The organism is Macrococcus hajekii (assembly GCF_004359505.1).
Taxonomy (GTDB): domain Bacteria; phylum Bacillota; class Bacilli; order Staphylococcales; family Staphylococcaceae; genus Macrococcus; species Macrococcus hajekii.
Map to the genome: position 1 here is coordinate 1 of NZ_SCWE01000011.1, position 1,969 is coordinate 1,969.

3 protein-coding genes are annotated in these 1,969 nt (G+C 34.2%); all 3 read left to right on the plus strand.

Translation table 11 applies throughout. The features are described from left to right. Positions 1-498: 498 nt before the first annotated feature. The gene (locus ERX37_RS11125) at positions 499-648 is read left to right on the plus strand and encodes a ribbon-helix-helix domain-containing protein (protein ID WP_133430741.1); all 150 of its coding nucleotides are present in this window, start codon (positions 499-501) and stop codon (positions 646-648) included. 66 nt (positions 649-714) lie between these two features. Then, positions 715-1,374 (plus strand): replication protein, encoded by a 660-nt coding sequence (locus tag ERX37_RS11130; protein ID WP_133430742.1) that lies wholly within the window; start codon positions 715-717, stop codon positions 1,372-1,374. Then, positions 1,371-1,538, plus strand: coding sequence for a hypothetical protein (locus ERX37_RS11505; RefSeq protein ID WP_165982050.1), 168 nt, complete (start codon positions 1,371-1,373; stop codon positions 1,536-1,538). Before ERX37_RS11130 ends, ERX37_RS11505 begins: the two co-directional genes overlap by 4 nt. Positions 1,539-1,969 lie beyond the last annotated feature (431 nt).

The window sequence follows — 1,969 nt, forward strand, 5'->3', positions numbered from 1 at the left end:
AATTGCTTTATAAATTTTTGAGGAACTTTTATGCCGAGAAAACTTTTGGAGAGGAGAAGACCCCTCAAGTACACTCAACGAAGTGTGCCCACAAGGGCGTTCTTTGCCCTGTGGGACGTCTTTGGGGAGTTTGAGGGGTCAGAGGCTCGCTCCAAAAGGAAATTGGAATAAATGCCAAAAGAATTGTCGAATTTGGTTTTTAGAAAATTGATCTAAAAATTTGGTTTTTAATTTTTGAGTCAATTTTCTTTTTGGGGCCTTAATTTTTTGGAAATTTGGGAGAGTTGCTGGGGGGCTACTACGACCCCCCTATAAGTGCCGAGTGCCAAATCAATAGAAAAAGTGGGTTGAGCCTTACTCTCCCAATGAGTTTGAGAATCAACAAAAAGTCAACAAAACGCCAACATTTTTATCTAAATTTCGGGATTTTGTATAAAAGTGTTGCACTTTAATCGTAAAAAGGTATATATTATAAATAAAAATAGGAGGTATAAAATTATGGCTACAGAGAAAAAGAGGATTATGATTTCTTTGACTGAAGAACAAAATAATGAATTAGAAAAAATGGCTAAAGAACGTGGGTTTTCAAAATCAGCAATAATTGCTTTAGCTTTAGAAGAATACAAGAAAGGGCAGAAAAATGCATAAAAAAAGAGCGACCTGGCAAAAGTCCGCTCTACAAAATGCACTTACTGTACAAGGTGATTTTATAAAATGACTAAAGAAAAAGCAAGATACTTCACGTTTTTATTATATCCAGAGAGCATACCGAGCGATTGGTTTACTAAATTAGAATCGTTAGGAATTCCTATGGCTATTAGTCCTCTGCACGATAAAGATTTAAGTAGTGTTGAGGGTCAAAGATATAAAAAAGCTCACTATCATGTGATTTATGTGGCGAAAAATCCTGTAACTGCAGAAAGTGTTAGAATAAAAATCAAAAGATTGTTGGGCGATCAAAGTATAGCTAAAGTTCAAATTGTGGCGAGTAGCATGGAAAATATGTATCTGTATCTTACGCATGAGTCGAAAGATGCGATTGCTAAAAATAAGTACAAATATAAAAAATCTGATATTCAGTTAATCAATAATTTTGATATTGATAGATATGTGACGTTGGATGTAGAAGACAAAGAGGATATCGTAAATATTGTTTGTGATTTGATTGATGATTATAGTTTAGCTAATATGCGCGAATTAAGACGTTTTTTGCGTCTTAGAGGAGCTGAATTCGGTCTTCCTAGTCTAAGAGTCATAAATGACGTTTTACGTCCGTATACGGGCTTAATAAGGCTATATTTTGATGCTGTGTATCAAGAACGTAAGTATGGACGAATAAATATTGATTATGAGACTGGAGAGATTAAAGAATGAATTCGACAAATATTATGTATTTTGAGAATGGTATTAAAGCAGAATTTACGCAAGAAGAAATTAATCTTTTGAAAAAAGCAATAAAAAATCTTGAGTTAGATGACGATAAAGAAAAAGAAACATTTAAGAATTTAGAGTCATTATTTATTCATTGTTTAGATTAAAAAAGAGTAGTCCTGTGCGACTGCTCTTTTTTATTTTTTTATGTTTTTATTTTTCATTTTTCGTTAGAAAAATAGTAAGGGAGTTAAGAGGGAATTTTCTCTCTTACAAGCAAGCGTAGCGAGCGAGTGTAAAGAAATGCGCTAGCATTTTGTATACACTCGCACTGCTTGACCAAAATAAAGAATAGCGAAAGTAGCTAGTCTGATTTTGTGTTCTTAATTTGCAAATACTGAAAGTAAGTAGTTGCAAATTTTATGTTTTTAGTGAGCGAGAGAATGACGAAAGTAGTCAGTCAGAGTGATTAATTGCTTTATAAATTTTTGAGGAACTTTTATGCCGAGAAAACTTTTGGAGAGGAGAAGACCCCTCAAGTACACTCAACGAAGTGTGCCCACAAGGGCGTTCTTTGCCCTGTGGGACGTCTTTGGGG

Excerpts from the sequence above, each read along its gene's own strand:
- ERX37_RS11125 (WP_133430741.1), top strand. The coding sequence starts at position 499 with ATGGCTACAGAGAAAAAGAGGATTATGATTTCTTTGACTGAAGAACAA.
- ERX37_RS11505 (WP_165982050.1), top strand. The coding sequence starts at position 1,371 with ATGAATTCGACAAATATTATGTATTTTGAGAATGGTATTAAAGCAGAA.
- ERX37_RS11130 (WP_133430742.1), top strand. The coding sequence starts at position 715 with ATGACTAAAGAAAAAGCAAGATACTTCACGTTTTTATTATATCCAGAG.